This window comes from Methylolobus aquaticus, from assembly GCF_054172105.1.
The window spans coordinates 179143-202653 of sequence record NZ_JBSYXP010000009.1 but is presented as its reverse complement, the minus strand read 5'-3'; the positions used below and the strand labels follow the sequence as shown (position 1 = coordinate 202653).

At 62.3% G+C, this 23511-nt stretch carries 18 protein-coding genes; 10 read left to right on the top strand and 8 right to left on the bottom strand.

Annotated elements, in window-relative coordinates; genetic code table 11:
• The first annotated feature begins 58 nt into the window (after positions 1-58).
• The 9 genes from ACW73L_RS14050 to ACW73L_RS14010 all read left to right on the top strand — a co-directional run bounded on the left by ACW73L_RS14050 (position 59) and on the right by ACW73L_RS14010 (position 12803).
• Positions 59-2371: an NADP-dependent malic enzyme gene (locus ACW73L_RS14050; protein ID WP_498922860.1), complete on the top strand. Its 2313-nt coding sequence runs from the start codon at positions 59-61 to the stop codon at positions 2369-2371.
• 7 nt (positions 2372-2378) lie between these two features.
• Positions 2379-3746, top strand: coding sequence for an NAD-dependent succinate-semialdehyde dehydrogenase (locus tag ACW73L_RS14045; RefSeq protein WP_498922858.1), 1368 nt, complete (start codon positions 2379-2381; stop codon positions 3744-3746).
• A gap of 198 nt (positions 3747-3944) precedes the next feature.
• Complete coding sequence (locus tag ACW73L_RS14040) at positions 3945-4340, top strand: CBS domain-containing protein (RefSeq protein WP_498922856.1); 396 nt, start codon at positions 3945-3947, stop codon at positions 4338-4340.
• A gap of 122 nt (positions 4341-4462) precedes the next feature.
• The gene (locus ACW73L_RS14035; protein ID WP_498922854.1) at positions 4463-4879 is read left to right on the top strand and encodes a hypothetical protein; all 417 of its coding nucleotides are present in this window, start codon (positions 4463-4465) and stop codon (positions 4877-4879) included.
• Positions 4880-5115: 236 nt separating this feature from the next.
• A complete protein-coding gene (locus ACW73L_RS14030) occupies positions 5116-5322 on the top strand; it encodes a hypothetical protein (protein WP_129883781.1) in 207 nt (68 codons plus the stop codon).
• 798 nt (positions 5323-6120) lie between these two features.
• Complete coding sequence (locus ACW73L_RS14025) at positions 6121-6396, top strand: RNA recognition motif domain-containing protein (RefSeq protein ID WP_129883780.1); 276 nt, start codon at positions 6121-6123, stop codon at positions 6394-6396.
• A 98-nt stretch (positions 6397-6494) separates the two neighbouring features.
• Positions 6495-6785 (top strand): RNA-binding regulator, encoded by a 291-nt coding sequence (gene rbp, locus ACW73L_RS14020; RefSeq protein ID WP_129883779.1) that lies wholly within the window; start codon positions 6495-6497, stop codon positions 6783-6785.
• Between the two features lie 619 nt (positions 6786-7404).
• Complete coding sequence (locus ACW73L_RS14015; RefSeq protein ID WP_498922851.1) at positions 7405-11097, top strand: FAD-dependent oxidoreductase; 3693 nt, start codon at positions 7405-7407, stop codon at positions 11095-11097.
• A 257-nt stretch (positions 11098-11354) separates the two neighbouring features.
• Positions 11355-12803 carry a response regulator gene (locus tag ACW73L_RS14010; RefSeq protein ID WP_498922849.1) on the top strand — a complete coding sequence of 483 codons (1449 nt, stop codon included), beginning with the start codon at positions 11355-11357 and terminating at the stop codon, positions 12801-12803.
• A 20-nt stretch (positions 12804-12823) separates the two neighbouring features.
• Here the strand turns inward: ACW73L_RS14010 and hemE are convergent, their stop codons facing one another.
• The 8 genes from hemE to ACW73L_RS13970 form a co-directional block, all read right to left on the bottom strand.
• Entirely contained in the window at positions 12824-13888 is a 1065-nt protein-coding gene (gene hemE / locus ACW73L_RS14005; RefSeq protein ID WP_498922847.1) for a uroporphyrinogen decarboxylase, read from the bottom strand.
• Between the two features lie 79 nt (positions 13889-13967).
• Positions 13968-15053 (bottom strand): 3-dehydroquinate synthase, encoded by a 1086-nt coding sequence (aroB, locus tag ACW73L_RS14000; protein ID WP_498922845.1) that lies wholly within the window; start codon positions 15051-15053, stop codon positions 13968-13970.
• Entirely contained in the window at positions 15050-15610 is a 561-nt protein-coding gene (aroK, locus tag ACW73L_RS13995) for a shikimate kinase AroK (RefSeq protein ID WP_498922843.1), read from the bottom strand. The genes aroB and aroK overlap by 4 nt, the downstream gene beginning before the upstream one ends.
• Before the next feature lie 50 nt (positions 15611-15660).
• Positions 15661-17937, bottom strand: a complete 2277-nt coding sequence (locus ACW73L_RS13990) for a type IV pilus secretin PilQ (RefSeq protein ID WP_498922841.1) — start codon at positions 17935-17937, stop codon at positions 15661-15663.
• Positions 17934-18518 carry a pilus assembly protein PilP gene (locus ACW73L_RS13985; protein ID WP_498922839.1) on the bottom strand — a complete coding sequence of 195 codons (585 nt, stop codon included), beginning with the start codon at positions 18516-18518 and terminating at the stop codon, positions 17934-17936. The genes ACW73L_RS13990 and ACW73L_RS13985 overlap by 4 nt, the downstream gene beginning before the upstream one ends.
• 46 nt (positions 18519-18564) lie before the next feature.
• Positions 18565-19209 carry a type IV pilus inner membrane component PilO gene (locus ACW73L_RS13980; RefSeq protein WP_498922838.1) on the bottom strand — a complete coding sequence of 215 codons (645 nt, stop codon included), beginning with the start codon at positions 19207-19209 and terminating at the stop codon, positions 18565-18567.
• Positions 19206-19781 (bottom strand): PilN domain-containing protein, encoded by a 576-nt coding sequence (locus tag ACW73L_RS13975; RefSeq protein ID WP_201276228.1) that lies wholly within the window; start codon positions 19779-19781, stop codon positions 19206-19208. Before ACW73L_RS13975 ends, ACW73L_RS13980 begins: the two co-directional genes overlap by 4 nt.
• Positions 19778-20842 (bottom strand): pilus assembly protein PilM, encoded by a 1065-nt coding sequence (locus ACW73L_RS13970; RefSeq protein WP_498922835.1) that lies wholly within the window; start codon positions 20840-20842, stop codon positions 19778-19780. The genes ACW73L_RS13975 and ACW73L_RS13970 overlap by 4 nt, the downstream gene beginning before the upstream one ends.
• A gap of 249 nt (positions 20843-21091) precedes the next feature.
• On the opposite strand from ACW73L_RS13970, the gene ACW73L_RS13965 reads away from it, so the two are divergent.
• Positions 21092-23491, top strand: a complete 2400-nt coding sequence (locus ACW73L_RS13965; RefSeq protein ID WP_498922833.1) for a penicillin-binding protein 1A — start codon at positions 21092-21094, stop codon at positions 23489-23491.
• Positions 23492-23511: the final 20 nt, after the last annotated feature.

The window sequence follows — 23511 nt, the reverse complement described above, 5'->3', positions numbered from 1 at the left end:
GCCGCTCGATGGGACTGGGCTAACATGGCGGCTCCAGAAAATTCCGGAGTCGATCCCAATGGAAGAGGCACTGCGCAAAGCGGCGCTCGATTATCACGAGCACCAGAAGCCGGGCAAGATTTCGGTCGCGCCGAGCAAACAGCTGACGAACCAGCGCGATCTTGCGCTCGCATACTCCCCCGGCGTTGCGGCTGCCTGCGAAGAGATCGTCGCGAATCCGGCCAACTCCTACCGCTACACCACGCGCGGGAACCTGGTCGGAGTCATCACCAACGGCACGGCGGTGCTTGGGCTCGGCGACATCGGCCCGCATGCGGCTAAACCGGTCATGGAGGGCAAGGCGGTACTGTTCAAGAAGTTCGCCGGCATCGATGTGTTCGACATCGAGATCAGCGAGCGGGATCCCGACCGACTGGTCGACATCATCGCCAGCCTGGAGCCGACCTTCGGCGGCATCAACCTCGAGGACATCAAGGCGCCGGAGTGTTTCTACATCGAGCGCAAGCTGCGTGAGCGGATGAAGATTCCGGTCTTCCACGACGACCAGCACGGCACCTCGATCATCGTCGGCGCGGCCTTGCTGAATGCGCTGAAGATCGTCGGCAAGCCCATCGAGGAGGTCCGCATCGTGTCGTCCGGTGCCGGCGCCGCAGCGCTTGCGTGCCTCGATATGCTGCTCGTGCTGGGCGCGCGGATGGAAAACATCCTCGTGACCGATATCAAGGGCGTCGTCTACACCGGTCGCGTCGAGGAGATGGACGACAACAAGGCGCGGTATGCCAAGGATACGTCGGCCCGGACGCTCGCCGAGGCCATAGGCGGTGCCGACGTCTTCCTCGGCTTGTCCGCAGGCGGCGTGCTGAAGCAGGAGATGGTTGCCCGGATGGCCGAGCGCCCGATCATCTTCGCGTTGGCGAATCCGACACCCGAGATTCTGCCCGACGAGGTCAAGGCGGTGCGTGATGACGCGGTGATCGCGACCGGCCGTTCGGACTATCCGAATCAGGTCAACAATGTGCTGTGCTTCCCGTTCATCTTTCGCGGTGCGCTCGACGTCGGTGCGACCACCGTGACCGACGAGATGAAAAAGGCCTGTGTCGAGGCACTCGCCGGACTCGCCCAGGCAGGCCAGGCCGACCGTGTGCGCGAGGCCTATGGGACCGAGACGCTGACCTTCGGGCCGGACTACATCATCCCGAAGCCCTTCGATCCGCGTCTGATCTCGGAGATCGCACCATCGGTTGCACGCGCGGCGATGGCATCGGGGGTCGCGACCCGTCCCATCGCCAATTTCGAACAATACCGGCAAAGCCTGATCGAATTCGTTTACCAGACCGGCCTGGTCATGCGACCGGTGTTCGCTCAGGCGAAGCGCGAACCGAAGCGGATCGTGTTCTGCGAGGGCGAGGATGAACGGGTACTCCAGGCGGTCCAGGTCGTCCTGAACGAGGGGTTGGCACAGCCGATCCTCATTGGGCGCCCGGCTGTCGTGCATAAGCAGATCACGCGCCTCGGCCTGAGCCTGCAGGCCGGCAAGGATTTCGAACTGGTCGATCCGGATGCCAACCCACGCCATGAGGAATACTGGACGTGGTATCACCAGCTGATGTGGCGTCGGGGCGTGTCGCAGGAGCTCGCCCAACGGGAGGTTCGCCGGCGTACGACCCTGATCGGCGCGATCATGGTCCGCTTCGGGCTGGCCGACGGCCTGATCTGCGGCACCTTCGCGCAGTACGGCCTGCATCTCCGATACATCCACAACGTCATCGGACACAAGCCCGCTACCCGGAACTACGGCGCCATGAATGTGCTGATGTTGCCGGACCACACCCTGTTCATCTGCGACACCTATGTGAATCCCGATCCGACGGCCGAGCAGCTTGCGGACATCACTGTCCTGGCTGCAGAGGAGATCCGCCACTTCGGCATGACGCCGAAAGTCGCGCTGTTGTCGCACTCCAGTTTCGGCACGCACGAAAACCCCAGCGCCCAGAAGATGCGTGACGTGCTGCGGCTGATCCACGACATCGCGCCCGAACTGGAAGTGGAGGGGGAGATGCACGGCGACGCGGCGCTGTCCGGCGACATCCGGCAGCGGGTTTTTCCTTACGCGCGCATGCACGGCCAAGCGAACCTTCTGGTCATGCCGACATTGGATGCCGCCAACATCTCGTTCACCTTGCTGCGCGCTGCGGCGGCCGGAGCGATTACGGTCGGCCCCATCCTGCTGGGTGCCGCCAGGCCGGCCCATATCCTGACGCCGAGCGCGACGGTGCGCCGTATCGTCAACATGACGGCGTTCACCGTTGTGGGCGCGCAGGCGGCGGAGTCGCACGAGAGCGCCACTCAGGCAAGCCTACGCATTCGTTGACGAGCCCGTGTTCACCACCGTCGATCCGTACTCGGGAGAGCCGCTGGCGACCTATCCCGAAATGACGCCGGCCGCACTGGAAAATGCGCTCGAACAAGCTCGCGTGGCACAGCGGACGTGGCGCCGATGGACAGTGCGTGAACGCGCCGAGCGCGTGTTCCGGCTCGGTCATTTGTTGCGCGACGGCCGCGACCGGTACGCCGACCGGATGGCTGCCGAGATGGGCAAGGTATTGCGGGAGGGTTGCGCCGAAATCGAGAAGTGTGCGAAAGCCTGCGAGTTTTTTGCGGAGCGCGCCGAGGAGTGGTTGCGCCCCGAGGCCGTTGCAACCGAGGCATTCGACAGCCATGTGGATCTGCTGCCGCTCGGCGTGGTGCTCGCGATCATGCCGTGGAACTTCCCGTTCTGGCAGGTGCTGCGCTTCGGCATTCCCGCGGTGCTCGCCGGCAACGGCATTCTGTTGAAGCATGCGCCGAATGTGTTCGGCTGCGCGCTGGACATCGAGCAGCTGTTTCGCGCAGCAGGGTTCCCGGAGGGTCTGGTTCGCGCACTGTTGATCGATACACCGCGGATTCCACAGGTGATCGCGGACCGGCGAGTGGCTGCGGTGACCATCACCGGTAGCGTGAGGGCGGGACGCATCGTCGCGGGTCTGGCCGGTCAGTCACTGAAAAAGTCGGTGCTCGAACTCGGCGGCTCCGATCCGTTCCTGGTGCTCGCGGATGCCGACGTTGAAGCGGCCGCGTCGGCGGCCGTGGCGTCGCGTTTCCAGAATTGCGGGCAGGTCTGCATCGCGGCCAAACGCCTGATTGCGGTCGAAGCGGTGCGGGAGTCCTTCGAGCATGCGTTGCTGGAGCGGCTTGCGGCGCTGCGCGTCGGCGACCCACGCGATGCGGAAACCGATCTGGGGCCGATGGCCCGCGGCGATCTGCGGGAGCAGTTGCACGGCCAGGTCGAGGCGGCACGGAAGTCGGGTGCCGAGCTTGCGTTGGGTGGGCGCATGCCTTCCGGACCGGGCTTTCTGTACCCGCCGACCCTGCTGATCCGGGTGACGGCCGATGCGGCTGTCGGTCGTGACGAAGTATTCGGTCCGGTGGCGGTGTCGATCGGGGTTCGCGACGAGGCCGAGGCGATCCGCGTGGCGAATGCGAGCGAATATGGGCTTGCGGCATCGGTCTGGACCCGGGATCTCGAGCGGGGCGCATGCGTGAGCGCTCAGCTGGATGCGGGCGCGGTGTTCGTCAATCGTGCGCCGTTCTCCGATCCTCGTCTGCCGTTCGGGGGAATCAAACAGTCCGGCTATGGCCGGGAACTCTCCCGCCAGGGCATGCTTGAGTTCTGTGCATCCCGCTCGGTCTGGATCGACCCTGCCTGAACCGGGACGCACCGGGTAGCGGTTTGGGTGCTTCGGCACCGCGTTACTCGCCCGACCTCTCTCGCTGCATGTGGAAAAACTGCCGCTAGCAACTATTGCGGGGCCGCCTGCGATCTCAGACAATGGCGCGCTCCCGAACCGCGCCTAAATCACGGGGCGGTGCTGCGCGCCGCCGTAAGACAGCGAGGAGGTAACCCCATGTTGCGACAGATCAGCGTCCGCAGTTACATGACCACGCGTCTGGTTTCGTTCACGCCGGACATGAGCGTCTACGAAGCGATCCGCAAGATGCTAGAGCATAAGATCACTTCAGCGGTCGTCATGGACGACCATGGCAAGCTGGTCGGTTCTTTTTCCGAGTCCGATTGTCTGCGGGTCGCCTATCATGCGGGCTACCATGAGGATCCGGGCGGTAAGGTGCGTGATTACATGGCCACGGATATCCCGGTCATCGATCCCGAAACCAGTATCCTCGATGTGACGGAAATGTTCATGCGGGAGCCTTATCGCAGCTATCCCGTAATGGAGGACGGCGTGCTCGTCGGAGTGATCAGTCGTGTCGATGTCCTGCGAGCGCTGATTGCCATGGCATGACGGGACGGCATGTGCCGGCGGCCCGATCGATTAAGCCGGGGCGTCGGGGCCGGGTTGTGACAGGACGCGTGTTCGCGGACCCGCCAGCGGTCCGTCATCAAATCGCGTGACAGAGAGGCTTCATGAGCGAGTCGGGGCGGAGAATCCCCTGGAAGATCATTCTGATCGCGACGGCGATTGCCGCGATACTGTTCGGCGGCGAAGTGCTCGTCACGTTGTTCGTGGAGTTCGTCGAATTGCTGGTCGATGTGACTCACACGGCATTCATGCTGTTGTTGGAGAAGGTCTTCGGCCTTCCCTACGAAAAGGCGCAGGGCCGCGCCGCATGGATGAGTGTCGGCTTGCTCATCGCGCTTGCCTTGTTCGGCGCCTGGCGGTTGACCCCATGGATCAAGCGGGTCTCGGGCGAATGCCGACAGAGTGTTCACGATGCTCGCGCGGCCCTGATCGATTTGTGGCGGTCGGCACGCTGGTATCAAAAGCTACTCTACCTGGCAGGTGGACTGATCGTTCTGGCGATGCTGTTGATGGTGGTCTGAAGTCCTTGCGAAGCCTCTGAAGGAAGGCTCCCCCGGCTGGGTTCAGACTCGGCGTGACAAGATGCGGTTCGCGTTGCCAGACGAGACAGGATGGTTTACCGCCAAGGTTCTTGGCGATTGGACTCTCTACCGCAGAAATCGCCGAATGAGGCAGTTCGTCTTCGACCGACATGCCCCGCACCCCGTCGAATGCGGAAGTTTTTGCCTGACTGATTTAGCCGTTTCCCCAACAAACCATGCGTTACCGCGAAAATTCGGCCGAGCAGGTCGGTGCCGCTGTCGATGAACAGATGATGCTCGGCACAGCGTCGTACTCGTTGCTGGCCGGTCTGCTCCTCTGCGCGCTGGGTTTGCGGGCGCGTAAGTACTGGCTCGCCATGATGGGGGCCGTTTTCGTCGCGAGCAGTTCCGCTTATCTGTTTTCGCGCCTGTTCTCTGGGTGACGCGCGACCGCGTAGCACGGAAGAGCCTTGCGGGCAGCCGCTGCGTGCGTTGATCGGAGTCATGACCACCCGAAGCCTTGCCCACGGCGGCGTAAGGTGGGCGGACGGTATCGCGCAATCACTGTCTGCAGAGCGCCCCCGAAGTAACCAGAGCGTCGCTGTCGCGGGGCCGCAAAAGGCTCGGGCCGGGAGATTCAGTCGGGTCGACGACCCCTTCCCGGTGTGGGCTGGCCGATCGCCCGGATGGGCCTCGCCGTTGCTGCACGCATCGTTTAAAGGGGCCACCGAAAAAATCGATTGGCCAAAGCACACGAAGCAGGATAAGCTGTTAAGCGGTTAGCTGCTTCGCAGGCCAAATCCCCGGCTGTTCCGGTTTAGCTCTCATGGCAGAGTGCCCGGATGGCTGTATGCAAAGCCCACCTGATCCTCCAAGACCCTCCGCGGTAATCCTGGCTGCTCGCCGAATCCGGTTCGGCCGCCCGATGCCACGGGATCGTCGATCGCGTTCAGCGCTTGAGCTGCGCGCTGGCAACTCGAGGAATCGCAGTCTCCCAACCTGTATTGGGAGAGTTTTGTGGCGTGATTTGGCGAGACGCGCCTACGAACGCCCCGCTTAAATTCCCAGTGGATCATCGACGGCTTCTCCGCGACGGAACTCATCGTCGTGGCGTGGCCGGGTTCACCGAATCTGAGCGATCTATTTTGCAATACCCGGCCGGACCGGGAAGCCGACGACTGCGAAAGCCCCGCTCTCGCGGCGCGGCCCTGTGTTTCGGCACACGATGGAGGACCGTGCTCATGCTTCGAATCTATATTGGCAATCTCCCCCCCGACGTCACCGACGGCGAATTTACCGAGCTGTTCGCTGCCTACGGCCGCGTTCGTTCGATCGAATTGGTGCGTGATATTTTCTCGGGCCGTTGCCGCGGGTTCGGGTTCGTCGAGATGGAGGGCCACGAGGCCAGGGCAGCCATCGCCGGCCTGGATGGATATAATCTTCGCGGCAACAGTCTGCGGGTCAACGAAGAAAGGCCGCGCGCGCGCCGTGGCAGCAGTGGCGGCCGCCGCCGCTAGGCGCGGCGGCTGAGACTCCCGGTTGCATTGGGTTGGGCCGGGTTTCGTGACCGGCGGCGTTTTCGCACTTGGCGTGCTGGATTTCTGGAGTGTCTTTTATGAGCAGTAAGTTATACGTCGGTAACCTGAGCTACGACACGACCGATCAGGACCTTGAACAGTTGTTCGGTGCGTACGGCAGGGTCCAGTCGGTCCAGGTGATCATCGACCGGGCCACAGGGCGATCCAAAGGCTTCGGGTTCGTCGAGATGGGCAGCGATCAGGATGCCAAAGCGGCGATTGCCGGCATGAACGGCAAGGAAGTTGGAGGGCGCCGGTTGACCGTCAACGAGGCGCGTCCGCAGCAGGATCGCGGCGGCTTCGGCGGCGGTGGCGGAAGACGTTACTGAGCCTTACCGTCCTTACTCGTCTCATCCCGAGAGGGGCGACGGCCAGATAGGTCCGAGCCCCCTCCAGCCCCTCGGAACTGTGCCAAGGCTCAGAAGGCACGGTAACCATTCACCCTGCTGACGTGTTGGGTAGTGGGAGCGGGCTGGGAGGGCGAGACCGTCTGCGGGAGGGAACACGCAGCCGAGCCTCCAGGGACGGATTCACGGTTTGTCTCGGCCTCCCGGACCGCTCGCGCGCGGGGGACGTGAACAGTTACGAAGGCACGTCGCTCGCCCGATCGGGTTCGCGATAGCCGCTCACCCTCGGCTCTTTCGATTGCGTTCAGGTAGGCAAAAGCAACTCGGGGGCGGCCCTAACCGCGGCTCGAAGCAACTGCCGACCAAGTCACGCGGCGTGCCGCCACTTCTGGCGGCGTCGCGCTATCCCTCTTCAGCCGAGCGGCCGGGCCCGGCGGATTCCGGCCCACTGCTGCCCTCTCCGAGTTCCGCCAGTGCGCTGGTGCGCACCACACGACGGAGAGTCGCGTTCAAAACGCTGATTCGTTAAACTAACGGGTTATTGTAATGCTTCAGCTCGCAGCTGAGCCCGTTCATCAACCCGCTGAACAAACCTAACCCTATGACAGAACTCGCTCTCGGCGTGCCGGGCTTCACCTACGCAGACCTTTATGATTCGGCGCGATTGGCCGACCTGTCCCGTGAGTTCGATCGCGAGCTCGAGGAACGGGACGCCGAACTCTTCAGCGCTTTTCGCGACTACCGTTCTTGCGAGGGCGAGGGGATGAGCCCCGAGGTTGTCTCGGATCTGCTGGTCCGCGCCGCACCCCATGTTGGTGCTTTCGTGGCTCGGTTGTTTCAGGTCGAAGCGACGAGGGAAGAGCAGATCCGGGCGATCTGCAATGAGTTCGATACGGTTTTCGTCTACCGCAACGATATCGTCGCGACGCTGGATAAAGCCTTCAAGGGGGTCGATCCTGCCGCGTGGCCGGATCTCGATGTGCTGGATGCCCGCGTCCAGGCGCTGTTGCAAGCGACGACCGCTGCCGATGTGGACGCGGAAAGCCGCATGGGCCAATTGGCCGCGCGCATCGTGTCGCTGCAGCGGCACTTCGCGGCAGTGGCGTCGGACAAGCCCGGCACGCTCGATGATGCCGCTGACCGCGTGGATGCCCTGCGTGAGCAGTTGGTCGCTTCAGCGATCGCGCGGGAGGCCTTGTCCGAAACGCTGGCATTGACGGATCCGGCCGAGTTTGCCGATTCGCTGCTCCAACTGATCCGCCGCTGGAGCTTCGCCGCTCAACGCTTACCGGCCTTCCAGCGCAAGGTGCGGGGCTGGGTGAGCTTCAAATTTCCTGCAAAGACCGATTTCACTCATCTGGTCGAGCATGAGGTGCGGGAGCGTGACGGCTACGGTGCCTGGGCCGGCAGTCCGGAACATCACCGGCGGCGCGACGGCTTTGCGCTGACCGACCCGCGCTTCTCAGAGCGCCGTGTGCTGTACGAGGTGGACCACTGCATCTACTGCCACGACCGCGACACGGATTCCTGTTCCAAGGGCATGCGGAACAAAAAGGACGGCAGCTACAAGGAGAATCCGCTGGGCGTCACGATCACCGGTTGCCCGCTCGAAGAGAAAATCTCCGAGATGCATCTCGTGAAGCGCCGCGGGGACAACATCGGTGCACTCGCCCTGATCACGATCGACAATCCGCTGTGCCCCGGTACCGGTCACCGGATCTGTAACGATTGCATGAAGGGTTGCATCTACCAAAAGACAGAGCCGGTCAACATTCCGCAGATCGAAACGAATGCGTTGACCGACGTGCTGTTCATGCCGTGGGGATTTGAGATCTACAGCCTGTTGACGCGCTGGAATCCGCTGAACGTCAAGCGTCCGTACGCGCTGCCCTACAACGGCAAGAACGTGCTGATCGCTGGTCTGGGTCCGGCCGGATACACGCTAGCGCATTATCTGTCGAACGAAGGTTTCGGCGTGGTGGGCATCGATGGCCTGAAGATCGAGCCGCTGCCTAAGGAACTGGTCGGCGACTGGAAGACGCCGCCCAAGCCGATTCGCGACTTCCGTGACCTCTACGAGGATCTCGACAAGCGGATCATGCTGGGTTTCGGTGGCGTCGCCGAATACGGCATTACGGTGCGATGGGACAAGAATTTCCTGAAGGTGATCTATCTGACGCTCGCGCGGCGCCGCAACTTCAGCGTCTACGGCGGCGTTCGTTTCGGCGGCACGCTGACGATCAACGAGGCCTGGGATCTCGGTTTCGACCACATTGCAATCGCGTCGGGGGCCGGCAAGCCGACCGTCATCGACATCAAGAACAATCTGATCCGGGGTATCCGCAAGGCTTCGGATTTCCTGATGGCGCTACAGTTGACCGGCGCCGCAAAGGAATCGTCCCTGGCCAATCTGCAGGTTCGCCTGCCGGCGGGCGTCATTGGCGGTGGTCTGACAGCCGTCGATACGACAACCGAGTTGCTCGCCTATTATCCGGTGCAGGTCGAGAAGGTGTTGCACCGGTACGAAAAGCTCTGTACCGCGTTCGGCGAGGACCGCGTGCGGAGTCGTTATGACGCGGAGGAAACCGAGATCCTCGACGAATTCCTGACGCATGGTCGCGCTATCCAGGCAGAGCGGCAGCGTGCCGACGCGGCCGGCGAGAAGCCCAACTTCGTGCCCTTGCTGGAGCAGTGGGGCGGTGTGACGCTGTTCTACCGCAAGGGTATCAAGGATTCGCCCGCCTACCGGCAGAACCACGAGGAAATCAAGGAAGCGATGGACGAGGGGATCCTGCTCGCCGAGGGCATGAGCCCGCTGGAGGCGCTGGAGGATGCCCATGGCCATCTGCGTGCCGTTCGCTTCGAGAAGCTCGAGGAGACCGATGGCCGCTGGAAGAAGGCGAGCGAACTCGAAGTGCCGCTGAAGAGTCTTTTCGTCGCAGCCGGAACCTCGCCCAACACGATCTACGAATCCGAACATCCCGATACCTTCGAGATGGACCGGAAGTTTTACCAGCGCTACGAGCCCATCGCGGCCGAGGCCGGGTTCGAGTTCGAGCCGGTCAGCGACACCTTGTGGCCGAAGATCGGCAAGCCGGCGCCTTTCACGTCCTACCGCCGCGGCGGGCGCTACATCACGTTCTACGGCGACAACCATCCGGTCTATGCCGGCAATGTCGTCAAGGCGATGGCCAGCGCGAAGGATGGGCATCCTTACGTCGTGCGTCTGTTCGAGAAGGAACTGGCGGCGCTGGACCCGGGCAGGCAGGCCGAGCGCAATCAGGCTCTGCAGGCGTTCCAGCGGAAGCTGGATGAGGCGTTGAACGCCTACATCGTCGAGATCAACCGGCTGACGCCGACCATCATCGAAGTCATCGTCAAGGCGCCACTGTCCGCGAAGCACTTCTGCCCGGGCCAGTTCTATCGGGTCCAGAACTTCGAAGCTCTGGCGCCCGTCGTCGAGGACACCGTGCTGACCACCGAGGGTCTGGCTTTGACCGGTGCCTGGGTCGACAAGGAGCAGGGCCTCATTTCGTTGATTGCCCTCGAAATGGGCAGTTCATCGCGGCTGTGCGCGACATGGAAACCCGGCGATCCCCTCGTCGTCATGGGCGTTACCGGCGCGCCGACCGAGATCCATACCGGCGGAACGGTCATGCTTGTGGGTGGCGGCCTCGGCAACGCCGTACTGTTCTCGATCGGACGGGCATTGCGCGCCGCCGGTAATCAGGTCATCTACTTCGCCGGCTATCGCAACCGCGGCGACGTATTCAAGGTGCGCGACATCGAAGCGGCTTCTGACCTGGTGATCTGGGCCGTCGACAAGACGCCGGGCGCCGAGGCGATCCCGCCGCTGCGGCCCCAGGACAAGACCTTCGTCGGCAATATCATCGAGGCGATGCTGGCCTACGCCAAAGGTGAGCTCGGCGCGACACCGATTCATCTGGACGATGTCGACCACATCATCGTGATCGGCTCCGACCGCATGATGTCGGCTGTCAAGGCGGCACGGCACGGTGTACTCGCTCCTTATTTGAAGCCTCACCATACCGCCATTGGCTCGATCAATTCGCCGATGCAATGCATGATGAAGGGCGTTTGTGCTCAATGCCTGTGCAAGCACGTCGATCCGGAAACCGGCGAGGAGTATTTCGTCTACTCCTGCTACAACCAGGACCAGGAACTCGACCGGGTCGATTTTCCGAATCTTTACGCGCGTTTGCGGCAGAACTCGGTCCAGGAGAAGCTGGCGGGACTGTGGCTGGATTATCTGCTCACCAAGAAGAGTGCCTGATGGGTTACCGCGGGGCGGGTGCGAGTTGACGTCGCGCTTGCCCAGCTCCATTGGCCTGCATTGGTGCGGTGCTTTCGCGCAATGGCAGTATTGGTGACTGGGTTTTGGGGTACGGCGTTGAGGTCCTGACGACGCGCTCGAGTATATGCTGTGGCTATCGATACGGACGGACGGTGTGGCTTTCGGCTCAGGGTGGGACCGTCAGGCCCCTCGACTTCTGCGGCGCGGCTCTCCGGATACACTCATGAGGGAATCCATTGCAACTGCAACCCCAGATTCTGATCATCGATGATGAGCCGGTCAGTGCCGAGAGCCTCAAGGCGCTGCTTCACAGCGAAGGCTACTGTCTCCATTTCGCCGCTGATGGTCCCTCGGGTATCGAGATGGCCGAAGCGACGCCGCCCGATCTCATTCTGCTGGACGTCATGATGCCCGTCATGGACGGGTATGAGGTTTGCCGGCGCATACGGCAAAGCTCAACTCTGGCCGAGGTCCCGGTCGTCATGGTCACCGCGCTCGACGACCGCGAATCCCGAATCGCCGGCATTGAGGCAGGGGCGGACGACTTCATCAGCAAGCCGGTCTCTCGTAACGAGCTGCGCGCGCGGGTCCGAACGATCACCCGGCTGAATCGTTACCGCCGCCTGTTGGCTCAGGAGTCCCAGCTGCGCTGGCTGCTCGAGCAGTCCAAGGACGGCTATTTGCAGATGGATTCGAGCAACCGAATCGTTTATGCGAACCACAAGGCGTGTTTGTTCCTGGGCCTCGATCCGTCGAATCTGGAGGAGCAGGGCGATTTCCTTGTCAAGGCGCGGCAGCAGTACAACCTGGAGCCCCCGGCCGCCTGGGGTGCATGGGAGGCCCGCAAATCCCATGAGCCGCTGTATCTGGTGCGGCCCGAATCCGAGGTTGCGGCCGCATTCTGGATCGGCGTGGATGAGCTGCAGTGCAACGACTGCGGGCCGCTCGGACGTCTGGTGCAACTGCGCGACGTCAGCGCCGAGATGGCCAGTATCATCGATACCGCCAAACTGAGCCGGCTGATCCCGCACAAGCTCAATACGCCGCTGAATCATATTGCGATGAGCTTGTCGCTGCTGGAAGAGGTACTCAAGGGGCATCCGCTCGAGGCGGACGCCATCGAGTTGCTGACGATCGCACGCGGCGCCTCTCAGCAGCTCAACGAGTCGGTCGCTCACATCATTAGTTACATGAGCGTGTCGATGGGTCACCGCCAGCGTGGCAGGCTGGAAATTGCCGAGGCAGAAGCCGTACTCCGTGAGGTTGGCGACGCGTTGGAGTTCGCGCGGGCCGATGTCCGCTTCGCCTCGGATGGCTTCGTGTCTCGTCTTGCGATCGAGCGTTCCGCGCTGTCGTTGCTGTTGCACGAGATTCTGGACAACGCGAGGAAGTTCCACCCGGAGCGGCGGCCCGTGATCGACGTCAGCGTGGGCGCCGCGCGGTCGGGCAAGGTGCGGCTCCGGGTGGCGGACAATGGGGTCTGCCTTTCCCCGGCACAGATCGAACGGGCGTTTCAGCCGTTCGATCAGGCCGAAAAGTATGCCACCGGAGAAACGCCGGGCATCGGCCTGGGGCTGCCATTGGTGCGCCGCTTGATCTGGCAGGTCGGCGGCGATGTGCGGCTGTTGAATCGCGAGGATGGGCCGGGAGTCGTTGTCGAGGTGGAACTGCCCGCCGCGGTCTGATCCCTGGGTATGCGGTCCCGCTAGTCGCGGTGAAACGCCGGGCTGAGCTCATGCACGGCAGCGATCATCGCACCGGCATGTTCCGGGTTTACATCCGGCAGGATGCCGTGACCCAGATTGAAGACATGGCCCGGTGCGCGGCCGTATTCCTGCAATACGCGGCGCACTTCGTCGCGTATCACGTCCCGGGATGCGTAAAGAGTCATCGGGTCGAGATTGCCTTGCAGTGCGACCCGGTCGCCAACCCGGGCACGCGCTTCTCCGAGGTCGGTGGTCCAATCCAGGCCGAGTGCATCGAATCCCGCCGAGGCCATGCTGTTCAGCCACTGTCCTCCGCCTTTGGTAAAGAACACCGCGGGAACCCGGCGGTCTTCGTTCTCGCGGTTCAGTCGTTCTGCGACTCGCGCGGCATAGTCCAGCGAGAAGCTTCGATAATGGTGGTGGGCCAGGGTTCCGCCCCAGGTATCGAAGATCATGACGGCGTCTACGCCGGCGGCGATCTGCGCATTCAGATACAGCGCGACGGCATCCGCCAGCTTCGCCAGCAAGGCGTGCAGCAGGGTCGGATCTTCGTATAGCAAACCCTTGATCCTGCGAAAGTCGCGACTGCTCCCGCCTTCGACCATGTAGGTTGCCAGAGTCCACGGGCTGCCGGAGAAACCGATCAGCGGAACACGCCCCTGTAGCTCGCGCTTGATGAGTCGCACGGCCGCCATGACGTAGTCGAGGCTCTGCTCCGGGTCCGGGATCGGGAGATTGCGGATGTCCTCGGCCCGCCGGACCGGATGGCTGAAGCGAGGACCTTCGCCTTCGACGAAGGTCAGGCCGAGGCCCATCGCGTCCGGTATCGTCAGGATGTCGGAGAAGAGGATGGCTGCGTCCAGCGGAAAGCGTTCCAGCGGTTGCAGCGTGACTTCGCAGGCGAGTTCCGGGTTCGTACACAAGCCCATGAAGCTCCCGGCGAGTTCGCGCACCCGGCGATACTCCGGCAGGTAGCGGCCCGCCTGGCGCATCATCCAGACAGGGGTTCGGTCCGTCGGTTGGCGCAGCAGTGCGCGGATCAGGGTGTCGTTCTCTAGCAGCATGACAGGGTTCCGGCGGCGGCTGCGAAGGATCGGGCCGAGCGTCGTCCGAACCCGAGCGGATAAGGGTGGGGGCCGAGTCTCAACTGGAAAGAATCTCGGTCAGTGTCGCTTCCACCGTGGCCGAGTCGATTTCGAGCGGCAGGGTTGCACTACCGATTCCCTCGAGCAGAATCAGGCGCAGTTTGCCGTCGACGTTCTTCTTGTCGACCGCCATCAGTTCCAGCATGCGGCCTGCGGACAGCTGTCCCGGTTCGAGTTGCGTCGGCAGGCCGGCAGATCGCAGCAGGCTTTCGATACGCCCGACCCCATCGTAACCGAGCCAACCGAGGCCGTGCGACAGCCGAGCCGCCATGCAGGTTCCAATGGCGACCGCCTCCCCGTGGAGATAGGTACCATACCCGCAGCCGGTCTCGATAGCGTGTCCGAAGGTGTGACCGAGGTTCAGGGTCGCGCGTACCCCAGTTTCCCGCTCGTCCGCCGCGACGACCGCCGCCTTGTTTCGGCAGGACTGTTCGATCGCGTGGGCAAGTGCTGCCGGCTCGCGCTGCACGAGTGCCTCGATGTTGGCCTCGATCCAGTCGAAAAACACGGGGTCGCGGATCAGTCCGTACTTGATCACCTCGGCGAGACCGGCGCTCAGTTCGCGGTCGGGCAACGTGCAGAGCGTGCCCGTATCGGCGATGACGGCCAGCGGCTGGTAAAAGGCGCCGATCATGTTCTTGCCGCGCGGGTGGTTGACGCCGGTCTTTCCACCGACCGAGGAGTCGACTTGCGCCAGGAGTGTCGTGGGGATCTGCACGAAGGGTATGCCGCGCTGGTAGCAGGCCGCGGCGAAGCCTCCCAGATCGCCGATGACTCCGCCGCCCAGGGCGACCAGTGTCGCGTTGCGACTGAAACGTCGTTCCAGCAGACGGTCCCAGATTTCCGCTGCCGAATCCAGTGTCTTGTACGCCTCTCCGTCCGGAAGGATCAGCTGCTCGATGCGGCGGTCGCCCAGAGCGGCGTTCACTCGGGCCAGATAAAGGGGAGCCACCGTCGCGTTGGTCAGCAGCAGAACCTGCTGCGAGCTGACATGCCGCGCCAGCAGTTCGGCACGATCGAGCAGTTCGCGCCCGATGTAGATCGGGTAGCTTCTGTCGCCGAGCTCGACATTCAGCGTCTTCATGTGTCGCCCCGCCCGCTGCAGGCATTCTGATAGGCTTTGGCGATGGACCGGACGGCGGCCTGTCCCGACAGTAAACCCGTGTCGACGGTCACATCCGCGATCTCGGTGTAGAGCGGCTCACGCTCATGGAACAGATCTTCGAGGCGTTGGCGCGGGTCGGCCGTATTGAGCAGCGGGCGGTGAGAGTCGCGTTGGGTGCGTTCGAGTTGTTTCTCGATGCTGCACTTCAGATACGCCACGAAGCCTCGCCGTCGCAGCAGGGCACGGTTCTCGGGCAGGATGACGGCGCCCCCGCCGGTGGCCAGGACGATTTCGTCGCGCGCGCTCAGCTGCGCCAGCATCTCGGCTTCGCGGCGTCGGAAGCCCGCTTCGCCTTCGTATTCGAAGATCATCGGTATCGTGACACCGGTCCGTCGTTCGATTTCCCGGTCGCTGTCGACGAAGTCGCGGCCGAAAGTCTTGGCGAGCAACTTGCCGATGGTCGACTTGCCGGCGCCCATCGGACCGATCAGGAAGATATTCACGTTGACGGCACAGCTCTCGAAACGGGGGCGCAAATCATAGCACGGTGCCCCGGCTGGGGCGGACGCCTTGGCCCTTCATGCGGTTAGCGCGCGGCACCGAGGCTGTCGTTCAGCAGCTTCGGGGTGATGAAGATCAGCAATTCGCGCTTGTTGTCCTGGACTTCGTCGCGGCGGAAGAAGAAACCGATGCCGGGCAGATCGCCGAAGAACGGGACCTTGTCCACCGTGTTGATGTTGTCGGTTTCGTAGATGCCACCCAGCACGACGGTCTCGCCATTGGCGACCTGGGCCGTCGTCTGAATCTCGCGCTTTTCGATGATGATGTTGCCATTCGTCGTAGTCCCGCCGGGTGTGTCCTTTTTGATCAGCAAGTCCATCAGCACGAAATCATCAGGCGTGATGTGCGGTGTGACGTTGAGTTCGAGTACGACTTCCTTGAACTGGACATTCTGTACGGGGAGGCCCCCGGTCGTGCCCTGCTGAGTGATCTGGACCGGTATCTCGACACCCTGCTTGATGGTTGCCTTGGTCTGGTCCCCGGTAATGACCCGCGGATTCGACAAGAGCTCGCTGCGCCCGACGCGCTGTGCCGCCGACAGTTCCAGGTCGAGCAGATAATCCCCAGCCTTCAATAGAGTGAACCCGGCAGCCGCTGGCGTCACGAAACCGCCGCCCTTCGCGGCAAGATCGACCAGAGCGCTGCCGTAAGTGGCGCCCTGCGTCGCGTCGACAGGCAGTACGCCCTCGGTCGGTACCAGGTAGGCGCGCTGAGTCTGTAAGGCACCGGGCACGACCCGGTTGAGTCCAATCTTGGCGCCTAGTTCCCGGAAGAAGTCGTTACGGGCAATCACGATCCGTGACTCGATCAACACCTGCCGTACCGATTTGTCCAGCTGATTGATCAGGTCGCGGATTCGCTCCAGGTTGCGGGCCGTGTCCTTAACGATGAGTTGGTTCGTGCGCGGGTCCACGGTGACGTTCCCGCGACCCGACAAAATGGATTGCGTCGCTTCGGCCGTTGCGGGTCCTTCCGGTGGTTCGTTCAGGTTGCGGAGGTCCTTCAGGGTTGTCGGGTCCGAACGCATCGGCGTGGTCTGGTCGATGGTGCCCATCAGCACCTTCTTGATCTCGTCGGCGCGGGTATATTTGATCTGGATGATCTCGGTGCGCAGCGGCTCCAGGTCCTCGACGATGCGTTGGGCTTCCAGATCCTCCTTTTCCAGGCGATTGATCTCGTCAGTGGGTGCGACCCGAATGATGTTGCCGTCCTGACGCTTGGCCAGGCCTTTCGATTTCAGCACCAGATCCAGTGCCTGATCCCAGGGGACCTCGTTCAGACGCAGCGTGACATTGCCTTGGACGCTGTCGCTGGCGACGATGTTGAGGTTCGTGAAGTCAGCCAGGATCTGCAGCACCGAGCGGACCGGAATGTCCTGGAAATTCAGCGACAGGCGCTCGCCCGAATACTTGATGCCCCGCTTCTTGCTAACTTCGTCGCGTTCGGCGCGGCTCAGCGGCCGAAGTTCGACCGTCAGCACGTTATCGGTCTGGTAGCTCGAGTAGTCATAGTCTGCCGATGCCGGGGAAATGACCACTTTGGTGCCTGAACTCGCATCGATGGAGCGGACGGGGGTGGCGAAGTCGGTCACATCGTACTGCCGGGCAACCTGGGACGGGATCGTCGAACCAGGTAGTGTGACGACGATGCGTCCGCCTTCCGGACGCACGTTGACTGCGGCATCGGGGTCGCTCAGCGTGATGATCACGCGCCCCTCGCCACGATCGCCGCGGCGAAAATCGATGCGGTTTACCCTCGAAACGCCGATCGGTTCGCGCATGGCTGCCGGTGCGGCATAGCCGGGGCTGACCTGGCGGCTGGGTGCGAGCGGTGGATTCGGTGTGCGCCGGTAGGTGCCGTGCGACTGGTCTCCCGTCTTCAGTCTCAATCGGAAGCCGTTGCCTTCGACTTCGCCGGCGTAGGGAACCATCGACGCGAGATTCAGAATGACCCGCGTCCGCCCGCCGGCTTCGATCGCCTGCAGGGATTCCGCGCCGTGGGACCGCACCGGAATTAGCGTCTGTTTGAGCCCGTTCCGCGCGCCCGGGAAATCGATCGCCAAACGCGTCGGGTTCTCGGTCATGAACATCCGGGGTGTTGCGATGGGGCTGTCGAAGCTGAACCGGAACGTCAGGTCGCCGTCGGCCGAGGTCGAGAAATCGACGTCCCGCAGCGTACTCAACTGGGCCCACGCGGGTGCTGCCGCATGGACCAGCAGTACCAGCGCGAAGTACAGCCAGCGTCCAACGCGACCGTGGCCGGGGAAGCGAGTATGGGTCGGGGGGCAGGGTATCCCTTTCATCGCGTTTTTCGTTCTGCGTCGGGGGTGGCCGAGTCATTCAGGTCGAGCGCAGCCTGTCGCTCTTCCCATGACCCGTTGTTCACGGAAACCAGTTCAACGAGAAAGATGTGGTCGGACGTGATTTCCTGGATTCGCCCGTAGTTCCGCCCCATATGGTTACCAGGGCGTACGCGGTAGATTGTCCCATCGGCTGCCTTGACCAAGCCCCAGAGGGCCCCCTGAAGTCTGATGGTGCCAACCATGCGCAGGCTGTCGAGTTCGTATGCCTCCAACTCTTCCTTGGTGCGCGAAAGATCCGGGCGGGGTCCAGCGACCGGATGCTGCCGCTCGCTGGTTTCTTCCTTCGCCTCGGCACGGGCGAATGGATCTCTGCGTCCGCTGCCCTCGAAGGTGAATGGCTCGATGGAATGGAATTCCGGCAGCGGTTCGATCCTGCCCTGCTTCCGCGATTTCACTTCGGTGACATACGCCTGCAAATCGCTGATCTCATCGTCCGCGCAGCCGGCAAGCGCTGCCAGGGCACACCACAACGTGGCCCATCCCAGGCGCAGGGTATGTGTTTGTGTTCCTGATCCAGTCATGGTCGCTCGTACTCAGTGAGCCCTTTCGGTCGCGTAATCCGGATCGCTATTTCGGTTTGGGCGGCACCTTGGGTGCCAGAGGTTTGGCCGCGGTTTCGTCCAGGTAGCGATAGGTCTTCACGACGGCATCCATCAGCAGCTGTTCCTTGCTGCCCTTCGTGTTGCCTTCGCTACGGCGCGAGATCTTGATGTTGTGGATCGTAACGATCCGGGGCAGTGCGGCCAGTCCGCTGACAAAGGTTCCGAACTTCAGGAAGTCACCCACGACGCGAATCTGGATCGGCAATTCGGCATAGAACTCCTTGTTGACCTCTTCCGCCGGCTTGAACAACTCGAATTCAAGTCCGCTGGCCAGGCCGGTCTGAGACACGTCGACGAGAACGTCCGGTACCTGCGTCTTGTCCGGCAGTTGCTTCAGCAGGTCGCCGAAGGTCTGCTGAATCTCGACCAGTTGCTTCTTGTAGGCTTCGAGGTTTACCGCCTTCTTCTGTTTGATTTCGAAGGTCTGCTTCAGCTGGCTTTCCTGCGCTTCTTCCGCGGCGAGCTGTTCCAGTTGATTCCGTGTACCGAGGTAGTACCAGACCCCGGTGGTGGCGATGCACAGTACGCCGATGACCAGCGCCTTGACCGCCAATGGCCACGTGCCGGCCCGCTCCAAATCCCAGTCGATCTGGGTCAGGTCCAGGTTCATCGGGGCGTTCCTTCCGGTACCGTCGAGATCTGCTCCACGCGGACCGTAAACTGCTTGGCGAGCGGGGTCTTTGTGTCCTTCTCCTTTTCGGTCTGGATCACGTTCAGTATTGGCCGGGTCAGCCAACGGGACGATTCGAGATTCCGGAGATAGGCGGAGACGCGTCCGTTCGATTGTGCGCTACCGTTGATCACCATCTTTTGATCAGTTTGCGTCAGATCGCTCAGGGACACCCCCTCCGGGACCGTCTGTACGATCTCGTCGAACAGGTGCACGACGGCGGGGCGGCTGGTCTGCAACTGTTGGATGACTTCCATGCGGGCTACCAGACGTCGCTTCTGCGTATCCAGGTTCTGGATTTCCTTTATTTTTTCATCCAGCACGCGGATCTCCGACTTCATGAACTCGTTCCGTCGCACTTGGCGATCGATGGTGCGAGCGATATGAAGGTGCACACTGAGCATGACCAATAGGGTACAAAAAACGGCCAGCGCGACCCGCGCGAAGAAATCGCGCTTCTTCTGCTGACGCAGTTCGGCGCGCCACGGCAGCAGATTGATGTGGACGGTCAATCGAAACTCCTTAATGCCAGACCGCAGGCGACCATCAGCGCGGGCGCCTCGGCGCGCAGCGTCGGCGCCTTGATCCTGTTCGCCAGGGCCATCCCGGCAAAGGGGTCCGCGATCAGCGTCGGAATCTCCAGTGCCGTTTCCAGATATTCGCGGATGCCGCGGATCTGGGCGCATCCGCCGGCCAGCAGCAGTCTGTCCAACTGGCGGTTTGCGCCGGAGGAGCGAAAGAACTGCAGCGACACGTTGATCTGTCGGGCCATGGCTTGCCGGAACGGGTCCAGTACCTCCTCCAGGTAGCTCTCGGGCAGGCCTCCGAGTTTTTTTGCGAGCCCGGCTTCGGCAAAAGAGAGGCCGTACTTGCTCTGGATCTCTTCCGTCAACTCCTTGCCGCCGAACCCCTGCTCGCGGACGTAGACGCTGCGTCCGTCATGCACCACATCCAGTGTCATCATCGTCGCACCGACGTCTGCGATGGCGGTAGTTTGGCCCGAGCCGTGTTCAGGAAGCTGCTCGAGCATCACGCTGAACGCATTTTCCAGCGCATAGGACTCGACATCTACCACGCCGGCCCTGATGCCGGCCAGATCGAGCGCGGCCAGACGATCGTCGACGTTCTCCTTGCGCGAGGCAACGATCAGCACGTCCATCAATTCCGCATTCCGTGCATTCGGCCCCTGCACTTCGAAGTCCAGGCTGACTTCATCCAGCGGGTACGGAATGTACCGGTCGGCCTCCAGTTCGATCTGCAGTTCGAGTTCGTCATCGCCCAGGGAGGCCGGCATCGTGATGATCTTGGTGATGACCGCCGAGGTGGGTACCGCGACGGCTGCCGTCTTGAGTCGGGTGCCGGATTGCTTGACGACCGCTTTCAAGGCATCGCCCAGGAGTTCCACGTTGGCCACCGTCCGGTCGACAATGGCGCCGGGCGCCAGCGGCGCCACCGCGCATGCCTCGACACGAATCAGCCCGGCTTTGTCGCGGCTCAGTTCGAGTAGCTTGACGGCCGCTGTGCTGATGTCGATTCCGAGCAGTCCCGGTTTCGGTCTCTGTAATTGAAACATCGTGTGCCTTCCGTGCGTCCGCTGACCATCAGGAAACCGGGGTCCGGATCGCCTTAATCCGTGCGTTAGACTGGTACAACCCTGCGCCCGATGGTAATCTGCTGCGCAAACCGATCCTTCGCAACACAATCTCTTAGGCCTCTCGTGGGGCCTCCGTCCAGATCAGCGCCGAGCCTGCGCCCACTTTCCCACTGCTTCACAAATCTTCCTCTTCCACGCGTGGCAATTCGCAAGAAAACTGGCTCCTCGGTGATCGCCAGATTGCTGAAGGGGCTTATAGCCTTCGTTCTGTTCGCGATCCTGTTCGCCACCGTCGGGTTGCTTGGATTGTACTCCTATCTGGAGCCTCAGCTGCCCGATATCGCTAGCCTGAAGGACGTACGCTACCAGGTACCCATGAGTATCTTCAGTCGCGACGGCAAGTTGATGGCTCAGTATGGCGAGGCGAAACGCTATCCGGTCGCGATCGCGGACGTGCCTGAAGCCATGAAGCAGGCCTTTCTGGCAGCGGAAGATGACCGCTTCTTCAATCATCCCGGGGTGGACTACCAGGGCTTGCTGAGAGCCGTGTACACGTTTGCCAGCACCGGCGAGAAGAGGCAGGGGGGCAGCACGATCACGATGCAGGTCGCGCGAAACTTTTTCCTGACCAGCGAAAAGACCCTGGCACGGAAGATCAAGGAGATTCTGCTGGCCATCAAGATCGAGTCGACCCTGCCAAAGGAACAGATCCTCGAGCTTTACCTTAACAAAATCTATTTCGGCCACCATGCGTATGGGATCGCGGCTGCCGGGCAGATCTATTACGGGAAGGAGATACGTGATCTGACGCTCGCAGAGATTGCGATGATCGCCGGCCTGCCGAAAGCGCCGTCCCGCTACAATCCGATCGTCGACGCGCCGCGGGCCTTGGAACGGCGCAATTACGTTCTGCAGCGGATGGGCAAGCTCGGTTTCATCTCCCCGGAGCAGTTCCGGGAAGCGATCGCACAGCCGAATACCGCACGACTGCACACTCGTGCGATTGAACTGTCGGCGCCGTATGTCGCCGAAATGGCGCGCAATGAAATGGTCCAGCGCTACGGTGAAGACGCCTATCTCAATGGCTATCAGGTTCACACGACGATCGATAGCCGCTTGCAGCTCGAAGCCGAAAAGTCGCTCCGGAAGTCGTTGCGGCGTTACGACATGCACCGCGGCTATCGCAGCAGCAAGCAGCGCATCGACCTGAAAAAGGCGAAGACCGATGCGGACTGGGAAGAGGCATTGCGCAAGATTCCCAGCGGCGGCGAGACCGTGCCGGGAGTCGTGATCTCGCTGAAGGACCGTTCCGCAACCGTTTATGTGGCCGGTACCGGACTGACGGATGTCGACTTCGATCAGAGCGGTTGGGCGCGTAATCCCCGTGAAGGCCTCAAGCCGGGGTCCATCGTCCGGCTCTCGGTCAAGGATGGTGGCGCCTGGGTCTTGGCGCAAGTGCCGGAAGTGGAAGGCGCCATCGTCGCTTTGGATCCGAAGGATGGGGCTCTGATTGCCTTGGTGGGGGGTTACGATTTCGCGTTGAGCAGCTTCAACCGCGCCACGCAGTCCCAACGCCAGCCGGGTTCCGGCTTCAAGCCCATCGTTTATGCGACGGCCATGGAGAACGGTTACACCCCGGCCAGTGTGGTCGTCGACGGTCCGATCGCGGTCAAGGACGAGTCGCAAAGCGGTGGGGTCTGGCGCCCGAAAAATTCGGGTGGCAAGTTCATGGGTCCGGTACGGCTTCGGGTGGCTCTCGCGAAGAGTCGGAATCTGGTCTCGGTGCGCCTGATGAAGGATGTGGGTACCGACAAGGTGCTCGAGATGGCGAACCGCTTCGGCTTCACCAGCGATGAGCTGCCGCGGGGTCTGTCACTGGCGCTGGGCAGCGGTCATGCCAGTCCGCTCCGGATGGCGCAGGCCTATGCCCCGTTCGCTAACGGTGGTTTTCGCGTCGATCCTTATGTGATCGCCCGGATCGAAACACCCGACGGTGAGACGATCTTCGAGGCCAAGCCGCCCAGGGCCTGCCCGGAATGCCCGCTGGACGCCGAGCCGGCGGAGCCGGTCGCACCGCGAATCCTGTCGCCGCAAGTGCATTACATGATGAACTCGATGTTGCAGGACGTCATTCGCACAGGCACGGCGAAGAAAGCGTTGCAACTCAAACGGAAAGACATTGGTGGCAAGACGGGTACCACCAACCGCTCGCGTGACGTCTGGTTCAACGGGTACTCCCCGGCCCTGGTGACGGTGTGCTGGATGGGCTTCGATTCGTTCAAGTCGTTGGGCAAGCAGACGGGTGGTGACTTGGCGCTCCCAATGTGGATCGATTTCATGAAGACGGCGCTGGCCGACGTGCCTGAGGAATCCTTTCAGCAACCGGAAGGGCTGACGGCCACCCGTATCGACCCCAAGTCGGGTATGCTCGCAGGGAAGGGACAGGACGCCGGGGTCATGGAGCTGTTCCCATCGGACAAGGTTCCGAAGAAGCGTGCGGTGCCTAAGCCGGCCAAACGCAAGCCGAAGCCCAGCGAGGGAGAGGAGTTCAGCGAATTCGGTGGCTCGTCCCGGGCGCCCAGCCGCGGTGGTGGAGGCTCCAGTCGGTCTATCGAGTCCCTCTTTTAACGTTTCGAACGCTTCGCCAC

What these genes read in the sequence shown, in the direction of transcription:
- ACW73L_RS14030 (WP_129883781.1), top strand. Translation starts at nt 5,116, where the DNA reads ATGCGTTACCGCGAAAATTCGGCCGAGCAGGTCGGTGCCGCTGTCGAT.
- hemE (WP_498922847.1), bottom strand. Translation starts at nt 13,888, where the DNA reads ATGCTGCTAGAGAACGACACCCTGATCCGCGCACTGCTGCGCCAACCG.
- ACW73L_RS14040 (WP_498922856.1), top strand. Translation starts at nt 3,945, where the DNA reads ATGTTGCGACAGATCAGCGTCCGCAGTTACATGACCACGCGTCTGGTT.
- ACW73L_RS13970 (WP_498922835.1), bottom strand. Translation starts at nt 20,842, where the DNA reads ATGTTTCAATTACAGAGACCGAAACCGGGACTGCTCGGAATCGACATC.
- ACW73L_RS13980 (WP_498922838.1), bottom strand. Translation starts at nt 19,209, where the DNA reads ATGAACCTGGACCTGACCCAGATCGACTGGGATTTGGAGCGGGCCGGC.
- ACW73L_RS13985 (WP_498922839.1), bottom strand. Translation starts at nt 18,518, where the DNA reads ATGACTGGATCAGGAACACAAACACATACCCTGCGCCTGGGATGGGCC.
- ACW73L_RS14050 (WP_498922860.1), top strand. Translation starts at nt 59, where the DNA reads ATGGAAGAGGCACTGCGCAAAGCGGCGCTCGATTATCACGAGCACCAG.
- rbp (WP_129883779.1), top strand. Translation starts at nt 6,495, where the DNA reads ATGAGCAGTAAGTTATACGTCGGTAACCTGAGCTACGACACGACCGAT.
- aroB (WP_498922845.1), bottom strand. Translation starts at nt 15,053, where the DNA reads ATGAAGACGCTGAATGTCGAGCTCGGCGACAGAAGCTACCCGATCTAC.
- ACW73L_RS13990 (WP_498922841.1), bottom strand. Translation starts at nt 17,937, where the DNA reads ATGAAAGGGATACCCTGCCCCCCGACCCATACTCGCTTCCCCGGCCAC.
- ACW73L_RS14025 (WP_129883780.1), top strand. Translation starts at nt 6,121, where the DNA reads ATGCTTCGAATCTATATTGGCAATCTCCCCCCCGACGTCACCGACGGC.
- ACW73L_RS14015 (WP_498922851.1), top strand. Translation starts at nt 7,405, where the DNA reads ATGACAGAACTCGCTCTCGGCGTGCCGGGCTTCACCTACGCAGACCTT.
- ACW73L_RS14035 (WP_498922854.1), top strand. Translation starts at nt 4,463, where the DNA reads ATGAGCGAGTCGGGGCGGAGAATCCCCTGGAAGATCATTCTGATCGCG.